Genomic DNA, 17,428 nt, shown 5'->3' with positions numbered 1-17,428 from the left:
GTACAGGTAATCTATTTTTACCACCTGTTTAAATCATTTTAATTATGGAAGTATTAGTACCGTCACAAACAATTTTAGAAAAACTTCAGTTAAAGGATGAAAGAAATCTGTTGATACAAGGTCTGCCGTCCACCATTGAAAAACAGTTTATCAAATTATCATTTGCCAAGAATATCACCCCGCTTTTAAAAATTAAAAAGATTGATTTCGCCTTAGTTTTCGCCATCAGTAAGCAGCAGCTAAGAGATATTTTAAAAGACGTGTTGCCAGCATTAAATGAAGATGCGAAACTTTGGATTGCTTATCCCAAGCAGACATCGAAAATTGTAAGCGATTTATCCAGAGACTGCAATTGGGAATGCGTAGCCCAGTTAGGATATGAAGGTGTCAGGATGATTTCGCTGGATCATGTATGGTGCGCCATGCGTTTTAAGAAGGCTGAAAAGGTGAAACATATTTTTGAAGATTCAGTTCAACTGGACTATGTTGATACCCACGCAAGAGTAATAACTACACCGCCGGAGCTGGAAGAATTATTTACTGAAAATGCCACGGCCAGGCAATTTTTTGACGGCCTTTCTTTTACCAATAAAAAGGAATATGTTGTTTGGATAACCGGATCCAAAAAAGAGGATACAAGAACAGCCAGGTTAAAATCTACCATAGAAAAATTAAACAACGGCAGAAAAAATCCCTCTGAAAAATAGTTATTCAGTGCCCGTTACCAACAGGTGATTGATGCGTTTTGCAAGCCAGCTGTCTTTAACGGGAACCATCCAGTTTTGGAGTAATTCCTGTTTTGAGGTAACAGTATTATTGAAATAAATAGTAGACCCATCAATAAAATTGTTTTCAACAGCATAATTCAACTGCGATAACGGCAGCAGTTGTACTTTATCTTTTATTATAAAAGCAAGCGATTGCCGGTCGAATAAATCTACTTTAAACAACTTTTCAATTTCTTTGATTACATGTACCGAACTGTCGGTACTGCAGCCACTAACACCGGCTGCAGATTCGTCCGCCATCAGCACAATAAACTGTCCAAAAAATAAGTTGCCATATCCTTTTACGGTTGCCCCGTGACTTTTCCAGCTACTTACAAATTGTTCCAGAATCTCTTCTATCTGCAATGCCTCGCTTAAAAAAAACAAGCGGCTGCACTGGTAAATCCACACCCTGGAGGACGGTAAAAAATCGGCTGGTATCTGTTCTTTAAAATTGATATTCATACTACAAAATTATTATAAACTTGCGGCAATAAGCTCAGCAATATCCAGCACCTGAATATCTTCTTCCTTATTACTGTTTTTTACGCCATCTGTCATCATGGTATTGCAAAAAGGGCATGCCGCGGCAATAATGGTTGCACCTGTTTCCAGCGCATCTTTTATTCTTTCCTGGTTAATGCGGATGTCTCCCTTTTCCTCTTCCTTAAACATCTGGGCGCCACCGGCACCACAGCACAAACCATTGCTGCGACAGCGTTTCATCTCCACCAGTTCGGCATCCAATGCTTCCAATACCTTCCGAGGCGCCTCATAAATATTATTTGCCCGCCCAAGATAACAGCTGTCGTGATAGGTAATTTTTTTTCCTTTAAAGCTGCCGTTTTCCCGCAGTTTTATTTTCCCCTCGTCAATTAATAGTTGTAAAAAACTGGTGTGATGTACCACTTCGTAATTGCCGCCTAATTCGGGGTATTCATTTTTTAAAGTATTAAAACAATGCGGGCATGCAGTCACGATTTTTTTAACATTGTAGCCGTTCAACACCTGTATGTTCTGGTAAGCCATCATTTGAAACATAAATTCATTACCGGCCCTTCTTGCCGGATCTCCCGTACACATTTCTTCTTTGCCCAATATGGCGTAGCTGATTTTCAACCGGTCCAGAATGGTAACAAAGGCTTTGGTAATTTTTTGCGCCCGCTGGTCAAAGCTGCCTGCACAGCCAACCCAAAATAATACTTCCGGACTTTCGCCTTTTGCCGTCATGGCCGCCATTGTTGGTACCTGCATACATTTTGAGTTGAGTATAGCAAATGTATTAAATGTTCATTGTTTTGTAAGGGTGTTTATTTGCAGGGAAGTGGTTAATTTTGACTGACAACTTATCTAGTGAAAAACATTTTACACCGCATTACAAACTGGGAAGCATGGCCATTTGGAATATTATACGCACCATTGTCTGTATTCTGGCTGTGGTATATCATCAGGTCACGTGCAGTGTGGTTTTTTACTTCCAGTAATCCTAAAATTACTTTTGGTGGATTGGAAGGAGAGCCCAAAAAAGAGATGTATGATTTGTTGCCTAAAGAACTTTACCCACCTACATTTTTTGTTTCAGCAAACGAAGCCATTTCATCTGTTGAACAGCAATTAACAACCCACAATATCAACTTTCCTTTTATAGTAAAGCCGGAAGTGGGCGAACAGGGCGTTCTTTTAAGGAAAATCAATAACCAAAATGAATTAATACACTATCACACTTTGATGCCATGGGACTATATTGTACAGCAACTGGTGCAATATCCCATGGAAGTGAGTGTATTTTACATCCGCCATCCCAAAGAGAGCAGGGGAGTAGTTACTGGTTTTTTACATAAAATGCCGCTGCAGGTAACTGGCAATGGAACTGATACATTGCAGCGCCTTGTGATGCAGCATCCCAAGGGTAATAAACAGCTTGCTTTGCTGGAATCAAAGCACAAGGAAAACTGGCTGCAGGTTATACCGGAAGGGGAAAGATACCTGCTCAGTTATGCTGCTAACCATAACCGTGGCGCCCGTTTTGTGAATTTAAAGCATGCTATAGATGACCAGCTCACCGCTTTGTTTGATGGTATCAGCAGTACAGGGAATGAGTTTTATTATGGCAGGTACGATATTATGTGCAGCAATGTGGAAGACCTGAAGGCAGGTAAAAATTTCACCATTTTGGAATACAATGGTTGTGGTGCAGAACCAAATCATTTTTACGATACAGGATATACTTTATTGGGTGCTTACAAAGAAATATTAAAGCATTGGAAAGCACTGTACCAGATCAGTAATTATAACAGGCAACAAGGTGCTTTACCCTGGTCGTTTAGCAGGGGCAGAAAGTTTTTAGCGGCATCAAGAAAAGTGGGTGCAGAAAGAAAAGCCCTGGATTTAAAAATGGGATAGAGAGCATAGCTGATGCCTGATTTTTTGATGACTGAATTTTTTCGATTGTAGACTATCCCAACATGGTTGTACGCTTTTTAGAAGGAATTTTTTGAAGACATTAAAATGGCTGACCATGAGTTTGCTTAATCAGCCAGCCTGTTAAAAACGGCAGCCTTTTCATTATGCTGATAAAAAGATTGGTGATCCATGTTTTGCCAAAACCCTCCTGTATAAGCCTTCCGGCAAATACCCTTTTACCAAATAATTGTTGCCAGTTACGGGCATAGACAGCTTCCATCTGTGGCCTGGTGGTAATATGTTCTAAAAAATCAGTAATAGCTTCCGCTGCAATTTTACTGCTGTGCAAAGCCATGCTCATACCGTTCCCGCACAGGGGTGTGATGATTCCGGCGGCATCACCACATAATAATACATGGTTTTGTACCTGCGATTTTTTTGCAAAAGATATTTGGGAAATGGTGACGGGTGTAGAAAACAGCATGGTGGCTGTTTCGAAAATATTTTTTAAATGTTTGTTTTTATACAACACATTTTTTTCCAGCTCTCTGATGGAATTATCATTGTCTCTTAAATTGGCAGCATTGGTTAAATAACAAAGACAGTAAGTATCATCCTCTACCTTTGAGATGCCGCAGTAGCCATCCTTAAAATTGTGCAGTGCAATCGTGTCAGCCGGAAAGTTTGTTTTAATGTGGTATTTTACGCCGACATAATTACTGAGCTTATTATTTTTTTTCAGGATGAAACTTCGTTTCCATTTTACATCCAGGTTGCTTCTTTTACCAAAGCTTCCTGCACAAATGGTACTGGTAAAGTTTCCCTTTGCGGTATGCAGTTCAAATTGCCCGTCTGCAAAAATTACATCTTCTACTTTGCAGTGCTCATGCACGCTTACTCCGGCAGCTTCAGCAATTTTCTTTAATTCAAAGTCAATAACGTAACGGCTGATGCCAAAACCGCCCAATGGCAATTGATGTTGCAATGCATTTCCGTTAGGAGAACTTACGATTAACTTTTTTATAACAGGCAATTGCATTGCTGATAACGGTAGTCCTAATCGTTCAATAAAATCCCAGCTTTCAAGACTGATGTACTCGCCACAAACTTTGTGAAAAGGATATTCTTCTTTTTCAAAAAGCGCTACTGAATATTTTTTGGCCGCCAGTTGAATAGAAAGTGCCAGCCCGGCAAGACCGCCCCCGATAATAGTTACATCGTATTGTGTCGTTTCAGTCATTGATGCAAACAATTAAATGCCGGAAAGCCCACTTCCAGCTGATAGAATAATTTTTTATGGCCGCACCTGTAAATATACTATTCCATTCACATAATTTAAAACCCCGGGCAACAGAAAGGGGCGCATCATTTTTTACAAGATAAGAGGAAGAAAAAATTCGCGTAATGAGCCGGATAGAATAATACGCCAGCCAATGCCTGTGGAGATCGTTGATAAAAAAGCCGGTACTACTTTGCTTGCGCATCCACTGCATCATTTTAAGCAATTGCTCATTTGTAAAGTGGTGACAAAAAAGTGAAGAAAATACAATATCCGGCTTCATTTTGTCAAACCAAACATCCCGGTAATCTTTTACCATCCAGTGACAAGGCAAATCGGGATATTGTTGTTTTGCAAAGTCAATACATTCCTGTTTGATATCAATCCCGATAAAATTTACAGCAATACCTTTTTTTGTGCACCATTTGTTTATAGCCTGTAAATTATCACCGCCGCCACAACCAATTTCGCAAATAGTGACAGGCTGATTTGGTTTAAAATGCTGCAGTAATTGTTGCATGCCCTTGATAGTGATTCCATGCCCACCGAGCCAGGTATTGATTACGTTCAGCTCCCGCATGTTTTGCTTGATATCGGCAAAAGCAATATTGTCGTTGTCCAGAATTTCTTTTTCAGCGGATCTGTTGGCAAGGTTAATCATAGGTTGCTATAAATGTTTCCATAGTTAACCCGGGGCCAAAGGCAGCTCCAAAAACAGCGGCATCTTTGATAGCCGTGCCCTCTTTTAATTCACGCAATATTTTTTCTAAAACAAACAAAACTGTGGGGCTGCTCATATTGCCATATTCCCTTAACACGTCGTAACTAAACTGCAACTGTTCTTCTTTTAAACCGGTACTTTGTTGGATGGCTTCCAGTATTTTTTTTCCGCCGGGATGTATACACCAATGACTTATACTTTCCTTGTCCATCCCGGCATTCAGGAGGGCCTTGTTTAATAAACTGTCAAAATCTTCCTTTACAAGATCAGGCACATACCCTGTTAAAGTCATCAAAAAGCCGCGGGAGGAGAGTTGCCAGCTCATATCTTTTTTACCTTTAAAAGCAACATCAGAAAAAAAGTTTTTCAGCGTCATACCTCCTGCGCTTGCGGCGTTATGCTGCATTAAAACTGCGGCGCAACCATCGGCAAACAGCAGGGTTGAGGTAATATTATCAATTGAATTTTCTTTTTGAAAATGCAGTGTACAAAGCTCAGTACATACGATAATTATATTTGCTTTTTCGTCGCCATTGCAAAGTGCATCAGCAATTTTCAATGCATGGATAGCAGCATAACACCCCATAAAATTTACCGATGTGCGGAAAATATTGGGAGATAAACCTAATGTTTCCATAATGTCAAGATCCATTCCCGGCGCACTCATACCCGTGCAACTAACCGTTATCAGGTGTGTAATTTCGGCTGGCTCAATTTTGTCTGCAATACAATCCCGGATGGTTTCTACAGAAAGTTTAGCAGCGTTACAGGCAAACCACTGCATTCTTTTTTCAAGGTCAGGAAAAGGTTCCAGGCTCTTTGATTTGGAATAGAATTGGCGGTCTTCCGCATTGCTGCTATAATCGGGCAGTACACTATACCTGGTGTCTATCCCGCTGTGACGATATAAAAATTTTAATTTCCTGCTGTCGGTTTCACTTTCACTATAAATAGTATCAGCAAACTCAAAAATAGCATCCTGCTGGTGTTTATATTGTGGTACACCTGTGGCTATTGAAATAATTTTGCTCAAAGTTTTTCAATTAAAAATAAAGTAATAAAGGCCGCATTGATGCAAACAGATGCCAGCAGTGTCATGCGCATGGTGTTAACAAAATTTGCCGCTGTATGTTTAAGGGTTACCTGCCTGAACCACCAGAAAAAATATACGAGCACAGGGATAAAAAAGATTTGAACGATAAAAAAACTGTTTTTCTGAAGTGTGGATAACAATTGATATGCCAGTGTTGAAACAGCAACGAAGTACACAATGGCGGTAAAAATAAAAGTTCCTTTGTACCCGAGTAGTAAACTCAGTGTATTTACTCCATCGGCTTTATCCTGCTGGTGCTGGTAAATTTGCGTAAGGGGATAAAAACCGCCAATCAGCAGGGAAGCCGCAATCATGCCAAACACTGGTACAGCGAGTGTTTTATCGTTGCTGCCGCCATGCATCACCAAAAAAAAAGTGACCGCTCCCTGGAAAAAGATCACGGTTACATAACCTGCGATTGGATATTTTTTTAAACGAATGCCGCGGTAACTGTAAGCCCTTGAAGCGAGAATGTAAGCCAGTATACCAAGCACAAAATAAATGCTGATGAAACAACTCAAAGCAATTGCAATGGCATCCAGCAAAATCGTCACGTAAAATAACTGCGGTGTGGGTTGCATGGGGTTTTTTATCCCCCCAACGCTTTCAGTATCCCTATCCATATAACTATTATAACCATTACTGGCGGGATATACCAGCAAATGCAAAATGACAAAAATCAATATAGCCCGGCCAGTATTGATTTGCGGTGTTTGGCTCAAAGCAAACCAATACACCGGCATCAGGAAAAACGAAAAATGAAACCGCAGTAGTTGTATAGTGGATGATTTTATCAAGAGCATAATTTATGCTGTAATTTAATGCACTTAAGCCAGCAGGTCAAAAAACCTGCTGAGGCAGACAGCATTAGCACGCCAAAATATTCAACCACTTATCTTTGCGTAATGCCAAATATTATAAAGGTTTTTCTTTGGGGACTTGTCATCAGTTTTTTAGGATCGCTTCCATTGGGCACGCTGAATGTAGCCGCTATGCAAATTGGCATACAGGAAAGTATCCGGGAAGCCATCTGGTTTTCTTTTGGTTCGTTGCTGGTAGAAATGATTTACGTGCGTATTTCGCTGGTTGGTATTGATTGGGTGCGTAAACAGACCCGGCTGATGAAATGGATGGAATGGATTACGCTGGCTATTATTGTGGCGCTGGCAATTGGTAGTTTTATTGCGGCTGCCAAAGGTGGTGGTAACACAAAAAATATCATGCTCAATAACCACCTCCACCGTTTTTTGTTGGGTATGCTGATGTGTGCTATTAACCCTGTGCAGATACCATTCTGGTTTGGCTGGAGTACAGTGTTATTTACAAAAAATATCCTGCAGCCTGTACAAAGTCAGTACAATGTCTACATCATTGGTATCGGCATCGGAACATTGATGGGTAACTGCGTTTTTATTTTTGGTGGTAAATGGATGGTCCAAAGAATTGCCAATAGTCAGCAATATTTAAACTGGGTAATCGGTGGCATATTCGCTTTAACAGCGGTGATACAACTTGTAAAAATGTTGCTGCATAAAGATGGGGTGTCTAAATTTCACGGGGAGAAGTAGGGACATGGAATGGATAATTGATTAGTGGATAATTAAATGCAGTCCGACCGACCACCGTACACAACTCGCTATCCACCATTGACAAGTCACCACTCACGCCTCATCTGAAAATAACCGTTCCCAACTGTTTGGTCAATTCAATTTCCATGTGTTTCAGGTGCTGGTGAATCTGCAGAAATACCAGCTGTTCTTCCATTGTTTGCTCTTTCTCCATGTCCCGCTGGTTCTCGTCCATCATGCGTTTTATCTTTCGCAATTTTAAATAATTCAGTGTGCTGAAAACTTCTTCCTTATATAAATCTTCTCTTGTAGCTATCTTCCCTTCAAACACATTTTTCCAGTTATGGCTTATCTCAAAATTATAGTCCATTACACTTACCACCAGGGCGCTCAGCGCAAAATCTTCATGGTATAAAAATGTTTTCGCATTCGGCTCCAGCCCGTTATCGTACCAGGTTTTATAGGTCTTTATCAGGTCAATCAGGCTTTTATTGTCAATCATTTCTTCCAGCTGGTTGTGCTCAATTTCTGCAAACATATGGTCTGCAACACGCTGTTCACCATCCCATTCTTTTAAACCGAATTCAAGCAAACTCCTTACCATGGCCCGTTCCTGCTGTTCATCCCTGTTTAATAATCCAACAGCGTCATCTTCAATTTCAAAAGGAGCGGCAGGCGCAGCAAAATTGTCATTGGCTTCTTTTCGGTTCGTTTTATTTTCTTCACTGGTAATTTTTTCCCGTATAAATTTATTCACCAGCGCATGCAAACCACCTTCTTCGATCTTTAATAATTCAGCGCTTTGCTTAATATAATCCTGCTGACGGGTAAAGTCTTCCGCCTTGTTTATTTTAGAAATCGTTTCTGCTACCTGGTTTACCACCGCCGATTTTTTTGCAGAATCATTTCCGGCATCTTTTAAAGAAACTTCCAGCTGGAACAGGATAAAATCTTTTTTATTGGCCGCAATAAATTCCTTAAATGCGGCAGCACCTACTTTATTTACATAACTGTCCGGATCTTCTTTATCCGGTATCAATACCAGTTTTACGTTCAGGCTTTCTTCCAGCGCAAGATCCATCCCCCGCAGCGCCGCTTTAATACCGGCACTATCACCATCATAAATAATCGTGAGGTTGTTGGTGTATTTTTTTACCAGCCGCAACTGGTCGGGTGTAAGCGATGTACCGCCGCTGGCCACTACGTTCTCAATACCGGCCTGGTGCAGACTCACTACATCGGTATAGCCTTCCACCAGCAAACATTCATCTGCTTTATCAATAGCCATGCGGGCAAAATAACTTCCGTATAAAATTTTACTTTTTACATAAATTTCATTTTCCGGTGTATTGATGTATTTTGGCGCCTTATCATTTGTTTTTAAAATTCTTGCCCCAAAACCAACCACTTTACCGCTTTGGTTATGTATTGGAAAAATAATTCTACCGCGGTAATTGTCCACCGGCCGCTCATCCCTGATGGCCACCAACCCGCTTTTTTGCAGCAGCTCCACATTGTATTGCGCCTGAATGGCTGCTTTTGCGAAACTATCCCTGGCCTCCGGGTTAAAGCCCAGCTGAAACTTTTTAATGATCTCTTCCCGGAAACCACGTTGTTTTAAATAGCTCAGGCCTATATCCTGGCCTTCCTCGGTATTTAATAAATGATTGGTAAAAAATTGCTGTGCAAAATTGTTGATGATAAATAAACTCTCGGCACTCTGTTGTTGTAATTTTTGTTCCGGCGAAACTTCTGTTTCTTCAATTTCCACATTGTACCGTTGTGCCAGCCAGCGAAGCGCTTCTACATAGGTGTACTTTTCATGCTCCATTAAAAAGCCAATGCTGTTGCCACTGCGGCCGCAACCAAAACACTTGTAAATTTCCTTTGCCGGCGATACCGTAAACGAAGGTGATTTTTCGTTGTGAAAAGGGCACAGGCCCAGATAGTTGGTGCCTCTTTTTTTTAGTTTTACAAAAGTGCCCACTATCTCAATAATATCAATCCTGCTGAGAATTTGCTGTATGGTATTAGGAGAAATCAAAAGTTAGGTGTTGTTTTATTTAAGCAAATGTAACAACAATGTCTTTATGATGAAGAGAGCATTGCTCCAAGCGCTGATTCTTTCAGGCGCCCGGCGGGCTGTCCGCTCTACTCCGCAGCGCCATAGTTACCACCTGCCAATAACCGGCATGTTTACGGCGCTTTGCGGGGTGCCGCTACCATCCCTGGCGCAACCGAATCGAAGTGTAAGCGGTTTCAGCCTGTACCTTTATAGGACCGATAAACGCAATGTTTTCCGTGCAGCGGCAGTTTTGGCAATAATTTTTAAATGTGCCCCCAATTATGGCATGGTTTATGAAATTTCCATGATCTTTTTATCCTAATTAACAACAAACTAATACCTTTAACGCCTAAAATAAAATTTGAAATGAAGAAACTTTCCTTTTTCGCAGCCGCAGTACTGTTGGTTAACATTGCATTTGCACAAAGCATTGATGATGTTAAAAAATATGTTTTGCTGCGTCAGACAAAACAAGCAAAAGAAGCTGTAGATAAATATCTTGCGGTAGAAAAAAATGCTCAAAAGCCGGATGGCTGGTATTATAAAGGCTTTGCGTATGATTTAACATCGAAAGATTCAGCAATGAGTATTACGGATGCAGGTGCCATGAAAACCGAAGCATTTAATGCAATCCAAAAATATTTTCAGCTCGATCCAAAAGCACCCCTTTCCAAAGACGAAAACAATTCTGTTCTGTTCGATTTGTATGCCGGTTTTTCGTCTGACCTGGGCGTAAAAGCTTACACGCAGAAAAATTATGATGTAGCTTTTGAAAATTTTAAAAAGGCCATCGAAGTACATGATTTTATTTATTCAAAAGGGCTGGAAGGCGCTAATAAATATAAATTCAATGGCATCGACACCATGTTAACTTTGTACACAGCAATAGCTGCAAACGACGCTAAGAAAAAAGATGATGCGGCTATTTTTTATAAAAAACTGGTAGATGCCAATATTGCTGATACACAATATGTAGATGCTTACCAGTACCTCGCAGATTACTATAAAAATAAAAAAGACCAGGCAGCTTTTACCGACATTGTAGAAAAGGGTAAAAAGTTATATCCTAAAAGCGCAGAATATTGGACAGCACTTGAAATTGAGCAGGCTACGGACGGTGTAGAAAAGCCGCAGATTTTTGAAAAGTACGATGCATTGATGGCGAAGTATCCTGATAATTACATCCTGTCTTTTAATTACAGCGTAGAATTGTACAGGTACATTTATTCCGATGAAATGAAAACCGCCAATACTACTGCTTTTAAAGAAAAATTGCCAGAAATCTTAAAAAAAGCCATTGCAATCAAATCAACACAGGAGGCTAACTTTTTAATGGCAAATTTCTTATACAACAATTCCATTGATCTGTCAGAAGATGCAAGAAAAATAAAGGGGCCAAAACCAGCCGATCTTAAAACAAAAAAGGATATGGAAGCAAATGCCACCAAGCAGATGAATGATGCCATTCCATATGCTGAAAAAGTGGTAAGCCTGTATGCGGAAAATCCTAAACCAAAGGCCGGTGAAAAAGTAAATTACAAGCAGGCACTTTCAATCCTGAAGAACATCTATGATGTAAAAAAAGATGCTGTTAAATCTGCAGCCTACGACAAAAAAATAAAAGAAGTACAATAATAGTTTGTTGAATTAATTTGTAAGAGCAGCATACTAAAATATGCTGCTCTTTTTTTAACTTGTAGCATATGAACATTGCATCACCCGTAATACAGCTGATTGAATGCCCCAGGGATGCTATGCAGGGCTGGCCCCGCTTTATACCAACAAATAAAAAAATTCAATACCTCAATGCTTTACTAAAAGTAGGGTTTGATACAATTGATTTTGGTAGTTTTGTTTCTCATAAAGCCATACCGCAAATGGCCGATACAGAGCAGGTAATCTGCGGGCTTAACTCAGATGGATCAAAAACAAAACTGCTCGCCATTGTGGCAAATGCCCGTGGCGCCAAGGATGCCGTAGTACATGACGCAATCACTTACCTGGGATTTCCTTTTTCCATATCGCCCACTTTTCAACTGCGCAATACCAACAGTAGTATGGAGCAATCCTTGCAAACTGTGGAAGAGATTCAAAATCTCTGTATAAAGAATCAAAAAAAAATGGTCATTTATATTTCCATGGGTTTTGGTAATTTATATGGCGATCCCTATAATGAAAGCATAGTTATGCAGTGGTTGGAAACCATGACAGCAATGGATATAAGCATTATATCAATTGCCGACACTATTGGCATTGCCACGCCACAACAAGTAGGGTCCATTTTAAAAGCAGTTATACCTGCGTATCCGGACACAACCGTCGGCGTTCACCTGCATTCTACAACACACAATTGGAAAGCTAAACTGGATGCGGCCTTGCAGGCTGGATGCCGTCGTTTTGACGGTGCATTAAAAGGCATCGGCGGGTGCCCGATGGCTGGAGATGAACTGGTTGGTAATATGGACACTGCTTTAATGATCCCCTATTTCAATCAATTGAATTTGCTCAATAATTTAAATGAACAGGCTTTATCAGAATGCATTGATCTAGCCAATGAAATATTTGTGTAATACCGTACCAACATAATACACTTACAATATCCGTATTTTATCAGTTTTAAATTATCCGTTCAAATGCTGTCCAATCAGTGTCATCAGCGTTCCATCCAATAGTGTTCTATCCATAAAAAACAATCCAGTAATTTTGCTTCATGGATTTTCACCTGGCCTTTTCACCCAAACCATTTGCAACAAGCATCAGTCACCAGCAAAAATTGTTGCTGGTTGGTTCCTGTTTCACAGAAAATATGGGCGCTAAATTAAAGCAGCACAAATTTGATGTGCTTGAAAATCCCAATGGTATTTTATTCAACCCCATCAGTATTACCAGGTCCATTACCTCTTATATTCATAACAAACAATACCAAGCAGCAGATTTATTTTACCAGAATGAATGCTGGAACAGCTGGGAGCATCACAGCCGGTTTTCGCATCCTGACCAGGAACAATGTTTACAAAGAATTAATCATTCACAACAAAAGGCACATGCATTTTTAAAAAGTGCAGACTGGTTATTGTTAACCCTGGGCTCTGCATTTGCCTATACGCTGGCAACGGGCACTAGTGCAGGGTTGCAGGGTGAAGTGGTAGCTAACTGCCACAAAGTACCAACAGATAAATTCAATAAAAAATTATTGACCGTAGAAGAAATCACCACGGCGCTGCAGCAAATGCTTTCTGAAATAAAGGTGGTTAACCCGTCCATTAAAACAATTTTTACTATCAGCCCGGTGCGGCATTTAAGGGATGGGTTTGTAGAAAATAACCGCAGCAAAGCCACGCTGATACAGGCTGTGCATGCATTGATTGAAAACGAGCAAGACCGGTTTTATTTCCCTGCGTATGAATTGGTAATTGACGATTTAAGAGATTACCGTTTTTATGCAGAAGACATGGTGCACCCAAATTATGCGGCGACACATTATGTATGGGAAAAATTTGTGGATGCCTGTATCGATGAATCCACAAAAAAGCTGATGGCTGAAATCAATGTGATCAATGCCGCCAAAAGTCACAAGCCCTTTAACCCAACATCGCAGCAGCACAAAAAATTTTTACAAACAAACCTGGAAAAAGTAAACCAGCTAAGCAGTCAATATCCCTACATCAATTTTGAAGAGGAGAGAAGCTATTTTAGTAAGATAGAAACGCACTTATAGCGGATGAAAAGATAAAGCTGAAGTGATTAATTTAAAAAATCTAATCAATGCAGCCTTTCAGCAAGCCACTGAATTAAAAATAAATCGAGCTATAAGTAAAAATACACTCCAACCTAAATCTCCAAAAGAAGTCCTTCTTTGGGATTTAGCGAGCTTTTCAATTTAGGGCTTGTGCTAATGTATCCTGTCCCCCCTTACTTCCATCTCGTCCATCACTGCCTTCTCATACACCAGCCATTCTTTCCAGCGCTTGCGAACTTTTTCTTTTTTGCAATAGGTTTCTGCCAGTTCAATAAATAAGGTATAATGTCCGGCTTCGCTTTCCATAAAGCGGCGGTAAAATCTTCTCATGTAGGCATCATTCAACCCTTCACTTAATCTTTTAAAACGTTCGCAACTGCGGGCTTCTATCAATGCCATGGTTAGTAAATGGTCCAGCATCCGCTCATCCGGACTGCCACCTTTTTGCTGAAATTCAATCAATCTGTTTACGTACGCATCTTTTCTTTGTTTGCCCAGTTGTAATTTTCTTCTATGCAGTTCAGCCAGTACGAGCCGGAAATGTCCCCATTCCTCTGTAACAATCGGGCTTAAACTGGTAACTAATTTTTCCTTATCACTATAACGTTGAATGAGTGTAATGCAAGTGGTAGCTGCCTTTTGCTCGCAATAAGCATGGTCAGTCAGTATTTCTTCCAGTTGCATTTCAGCGAGGTTGATCCAGCGGGGGTCGGTGGGTAATTGTAAGCCGAGAATATTTTTAACATCAATACTGTCTGTCTCCATCATACAAAAATAAATAATTGAAATTAGTTTGTTAAAGATGGATTTACTTATTTTACGCATACAAATTTTTTTATGAAACTCTTGCCATGCATTCTTTCCGCAGCTGTAACAACTGGTTTGATAATTACCCTTAATTCAAAACTGTTATTACCTGCACCACTTGGTAAATTGCTGAGTCCGCAACATGGTGTTTGGCAGAATGCCGAAAATGCTGATGCTACCTTTAATGAAACGTTTAATTTTCCTCAGTTGAAAGGTAAAGTCAATGTGTACCTCGATGACAGACTGGTGCCGCATGTTTTTGCCGAACAGGAAAACGACGCCTATTTTGTACAGGGTTACCTGCATGCTAAATTCAGGTTATGGCAAATGGAATTGCAAACCCATGCCGCTGCCGGACGGGCAAGTGAAATTATTGGTGAAAAGGCGCTTACGCATGACCGTGAGTTCAGGCGGTTAGGTATGGTGTATGCCGCCGAAATTTCATTGAAAGAAATGCAAGCAGACCCAACTACCAGGGCATCCTGTGATGCTTATACGGCGGGTGTAAATGCTTATATCAGCAATATTACAGAAGCGAAATTACCCATCGAATATAAATTAATAGGCTACCAGCCCGAGCCCTGGACCAATTTAAAAACGGCTTTATTTTTAAAATACATGTCGTATGATTTGGCGGCGCATGATGATGATATTGAAATGACGAATGCAAAAACTTATTTTAGCCCGGCAGATTTTGATTTGTTATATCCCTCCAAACAAGATTCCCTGGATCCCATTATTCCCAAAGGAACGATATATGCAGCACCCAAAGTATTGGTGAAAGCGCCCGCCACAGCAGATTCTGTTTACTTCGCCAATAAAGATCTGCTGGTAATGCAGGAAGAAAAACCCGATCCGGAAAATGGCAGCAACAACTGGGTGGCTGCAGGCAGTAAAACAAAAAGCGGTGCACCCATTTTATGCAACGATCCGCACCTGGGTTTAAACCTGCCATCGCTTTGGTTCGAGATGCAGCTAAGCACTCCCAACTTTAACGTGTATGGCGCTACTTTTCCCGGCGCACCCAGTGTAATCATCGGCTTTAATGATAACGTAGCCTGGGGCGTTACCAATGGTGGCCGCGATGTACGGGACTACTATGAAATAAAATTTAAAGACGAAAGCCGCAATGAATACTGGTTTGACAGTGCCTGGAAAAAAACGGAGTTCCGTACAGAAACCATTAAAATAAAAGATCAGGCGGATTATATTGATAAAGTAGCCTACACCGTTTTTGGTCCGGTGATGTATGATAAAACTTTCAGCGGCAGCAGAATCACCGGCAATAAATATTATGCTGTACGATGGAAAGCACATGATCCCAGTAAAGAACTGCTTGCCTTTAATATGCTGAACCATGCAAAAAATTATGCAGATTATTTAGCGGCTGTAACCAACATGCATACACCCGGGCAAAACTTTGCCTTTGCAGCCAAAAATGGAGATATTGCCATGCGCACGCAGGGCGAGTGGCCGGCCAAATGGAAGGGGCAGGGCGATTTTATTATGCCTGGTACCGACAGCAGTTATATGTGGCAGGGCATGATTCCACAGGATGAAAATCCGTTTCAGTACAATCCTGAAAGAGGCTTTGTAAGCAGCGCCAATCAAAAGCCTGCCGACTCAACTTATCCATACTATCTCGGTCGTAATTATCCGCCTTACCGCGGCTTAATCATCAACAGAAAATTAACCGCTATGAGCGCCATTACGCCGCAGGATATGATGGCCATGCAAACCAGTAATTATGATGTATTCGCCGAAATGGCGAGGCCATTATTTTTAAAAAATATTGATGAAGGCAAGCTGGACGAAAGTGGCAAAAAATACCTGGACCTGCTGAAAAAATGGGACCTTAACAACGACATCAATGCAACAGGTCCAACCATTTTTTCAGTGCTCTGGACTTGTTTTGATAGTGTAGTGCTTAGGGATGAATTTAAAAAGGCACCCCAGGTAATCTCACATCCTTTTGAGAGCAGTTTACTTGACGGCATATTAAGAGATAGCAGCTATAAATTTTTAGATAACATAGAAACATCCGCAAAAGAAACGCTTGCGGATGATGTAACAGCTGCCTTTAAAGCCGCAACGCAACAATTAAAAATTGAAGAAAGCAAATCCCATTTAACATGGGCGGCGTTCAAGGCAACAAGGATAAACCATTTGGCAAAACTGGAACCTTTCAGCAGGTTGAACTTGCCGGTTGGCGGCGGTTCGCATTGTATCAATGCGACCAAATCAGATCATGGTCCCAGCTGGAGGATGATTGTTAGCCTTACAGACAAGACAGAAGCCTGGGGCGTTTATCCCGGCGGGCAAAGTGGCAACCCCGGCAGCAGGTTCTACGATAATTTTGTTGACCAGTGGGTGGCAGGAAAATACTACCCGTTGTGGATGATGAAGGCCGGTGAAGAAAAAGACGGCAGGATAAAATGGAAAATGAGTTTCAGCAATTAGCAGCGTTGTGATATTTTTTTGCAACAACCATCCTTAATTTTCAAACAGATTATATGAAATTTATCGTCTCTTTAGTATTGATTGCCTTGTTAAGTGTGGCGGCTTGCCTGTACCTGCCCTGGTGGAGCATTGCATTTGTTGCATTCATTGTATCAGGTTTAATACCACAGCAGCCGGGTAAATCATTTTTAACCGGGTTCATCTCCATCCTGTTGTTATGGGGTTCTTTATCCTGGTATATCAGCAGTAACAACAATCATGTGCTGGCTCATAAAGTAAGCATACTGATGTTTAAAACAGACAGTCCCTTTATGCTCATTGGCATCACCGCTATCATAGGCGCATTGGTGGCAGGTTTTGCTGCGTTGTCCGGCAGTTATTTGCGGCGCAGTTAAGTTATTTTGGTCCGGGCCAGGAAGCTATGTGGTAAATTCTTGCATCGCCCTCTTGTACTGTTGCAGCTGGAGGGAACGCTTTCGGATCGAAAGCTTTTTAGAATTAATTGTTAATGGTAATTTCTTAAGCC

The 17,428-nt window shown here is 40.8% G+C and carries 17 protein-coding genes; 9 read left to right on the top strand and 8 right to left on the bottom strand.

All coding sequences use genetic code 11. The features are described 5' to 3' along the window. Positions 1 to 44 precede the first annotated feature (44 nt). Positions 45 to 707 (top strand): YdeI/OmpD-associated family protein, encoded by a 663-nt coding sequence (locus JWR61_RS12175; RefSeq protein WP_301928079.1) that lies wholly within the window; start codon positions 45 to 47, stop codon positions 705 to 707. Here JWR61_RS12175 and JWR61_RS12170 read toward each other — a convergent pair whose 3' ends face one another. Together JWR61_RS12170 and JWR61_RS12165 are read right to left on the bottom strand one after the other, a co-directional pair. Beyond that, positions 708 to 1,232, bottom strand: coding sequence for a hypothetical protein (locus JWR61_RS12170; RefSeq protein WP_290336063.1), 525 nt, complete (start codon positions 1,230 to 1,232; stop codon positions 708 to 710). It lies immediately after the preceding gene. Positions 1,233 to 1,244: 12 nt separating this feature from the next. Then, positions 1,245 to 2,021, bottom strand: a complete 777-nt coding sequence (locus JWR61_RS12165) for a (Fe-S)-binding protein (RefSeq protein ID WP_301928078.1) — start codon at positions 2,019 to 2,021, stop codon at positions 1,245 to 1,247. Between the two features lie 99 nt (positions 2,022 to 2,120). Between JWR61_RS12165 and JWR61_RS12160 the strand changes: the two genes are divergently transcribed. Beyond that, positions 2,121 to 3,170 (top strand): hypothetical protein, encoded by a 1,050-nt coding sequence (locus JWR61_RS12160; protein ID WP_301928077.1) that lies wholly within the window; start codon positions 2,121 to 2,123, stop codon positions 3,168 to 3,170. Between the two features lie 100 nt (positions 3,171 to 3,270). On the opposite strand, the gene JWR61_RS12155 is transcribed toward JWR61_RS12160, so the two are convergent. The 4 genes from JWR61_RS12155 to JWR61_RS12140 are packed head-to-tail and all read right to left on the bottom strand — an operon-like array spanning position 3,271 to position 7,066. Next, entirely contained in the window at positions 3,271 to 4,410 is a 1,140-nt protein-coding gene (locus JWR61_RS12155) for an NAD(P)/FAD-dependent oxidoreductase (RefSeq protein WP_301928076.1), read from the bottom strand. Continuing rightward, entirely contained in the window at positions 4,403 to 5,110 is a 708-nt protein-coding gene (locus JWR61_RS12150; RefSeq protein WP_301928075.1) for a methyltransferase domain-containing protein, read from the bottom strand. The genes JWR61_RS12155 and JWR61_RS12150 overlap by 8 nt, the downstream gene beginning before the upstream one ends. Then, a complete protein-coding gene (locus JWR61_RS12145) occupies positions 5,103 to 6,203 on the bottom strand; it encodes a type III polyketide synthase (protein WP_301928074.1) in 1,101 nt (366 codons plus the stop codon). The genes JWR61_RS12150 and JWR61_RS12145 overlap by 8 nt, the downstream gene beginning before the upstream one ends. Further along, the gene (locus JWR61_RS12140; protein ID WP_301928073.1) at positions 6,200 to 7,066 is read right to left on the bottom strand and encodes a UbiA family prenyltransferase; all 867 of its coding nucleotides are present in this window, start codon (positions 7,064 to 7,066) and stop codon (positions 6,200 to 6,202) included. Before JWR61_RS12140 ends, JWR61_RS12145 begins: the two co-directional genes overlap by 4 nt. A gap of 102 nt (positions 7,067 to 7,168) precedes the next feature. On the opposite strand from JWR61_RS12140, the gene JWR61_RS12135 reads away from it, so the two are divergent. After that, the gene (locus JWR61_RS12135) at positions 7,169 to 7,831 is read left to right on the top strand and encodes a LysE family translocator (protein ID WP_301928072.1); all 663 of its coding nucleotides are present in this window, start codon (positions 7,169 to 7,171) and stop codon (positions 7,829 to 7,831) included. A gap of 100 nt (positions 7,832 to 7,931) precedes the next feature. Here the strand turns inward: JWR61_RS12135 and dnaG are convergent, their stop codons facing one another. Next, the gene (gene dnaG / locus JWR61_RS12130; RefSeq protein WP_290336054.1) at positions 7,932 to 9,875 is read right to left on the bottom strand and encodes a DNA primase; all 1,944 of its coding nucleotides are present in this window, start codon (positions 9,873 to 9,875) and stop codon (positions 7,932 to 7,934) included. Positions 9,876 to 9,921: 46 nt separating this feature from the next. Here dnaG and JWR61_RS12125 point away from each other — a divergent pair, with 46 nt between their 5' ends. From JWR61_RS12125 to JWR61_RS12110, 4 genes are all read left to right on the top strand, one after another. After that, positions 9,922 to 10,218: a hypothetical protein gene (locus JWR61_RS12125; protein WP_301928071.1), complete on the top strand. Its 297-nt coding sequence runs from the start codon at positions 9,922 to 9,924 to the stop codon at positions 10,216 to 10,218. A gap of 44 nt (positions 10,219 to 10,262) precedes the next feature. Beyond that, positions 10,263 to 11,531 carry a hypothetical protein gene (locus JWR61_RS12120; RefSeq protein WP_301928070.1) on the top strand — a complete coding sequence of 423 codons (1,269 nt, stop codon included), beginning with the start codon at positions 10,263 to 10,265 and terminating at the stop codon, positions 11,529 to 11,531. 68 nt (positions 11,532 to 11,599) lie between these two features. Further along, entirely contained in the window at positions 11,600 to 12,466 is an 867-nt protein-coding gene (locus JWR61_RS12115; protein ID WP_301928069.1) for a hydroxymethylglutaryl-CoA lyase, read from the top strand. A gap of 140 nt (positions 12,467 to 12,606) precedes the next feature. Further along, on the top strand, positions 12,607 to 13,614 hold the full coding sequence (locus JWR61_RS12110) for a GSCFA domain-containing protein (protein ID WP_301928068.1): 1,008 nt from the start codon (positions 12,607 to 12,609) through the stop codon (positions 13,612 to 13,614). A gap of 174 nt (positions 13,615 to 13,788) precedes the next feature. On the opposite strand, the gene JWR61_RS12105 is transcribed toward JWR61_RS12110, so the two are convergent. Further along, the gene (locus JWR61_RS12105; RefSeq protein WP_301928067.1) at positions 13,789 to 14,460 is read right to left on the bottom strand and encodes a tRNA-(ms[2]io[6]A)-hydroxylase; all 672 of its coding nucleotides are present in this window, start codon (positions 14,458 to 14,460) and stop codon (positions 13,789 to 13,791) included. Between the two features lie 12 nt (positions 14,461 to 14,472). Here JWR61_RS12105 and JWR61_RS12100 point away from each other — a divergent pair, with 12 nt between their 5' ends. Both JWR61_RS12100 and JWR61_RS12095 read left to right on the top strand, forming a co-directional pair. Continuing rightward, positions 14,473 to 16,902 (top strand): penicillin acylase family protein, encoded by a 2,430-nt coding sequence (locus tag JWR61_RS12100; protein ID WP_301928066.1) that lies wholly within the window; start codon positions 14,473 to 14,475, stop codon positions 16,900 to 16,902. Between the two features lie 53 nt (positions 16,903 to 16,955). Further along, on the top strand, positions 16,956 to 17,297 hold the full coding sequence (locus tag JWR61_RS12095; RefSeq protein ID WP_301928065.1) for a hypothetical protein: 342 nt from the start codon (positions 16,956 to 16,958) through the stop codon (positions 17,295 to 17,297). The last annotated feature ends 131 nt before the right edge of the window (positions 17,298 to 17,428 follow it).

Origin of the sequence: Ferruginibacter sp. (assembly GCF_028288465.1) — a bacterium.
Taxonomy (GTDB): Bacteria; Bacteroidota; Bacteroidia; order Chitinophagales; family Chitinophagaceae; genus Ferruginibacter.
This window is presented reverse-complemented; position numbering and strand designations above follow the sequence as displayed.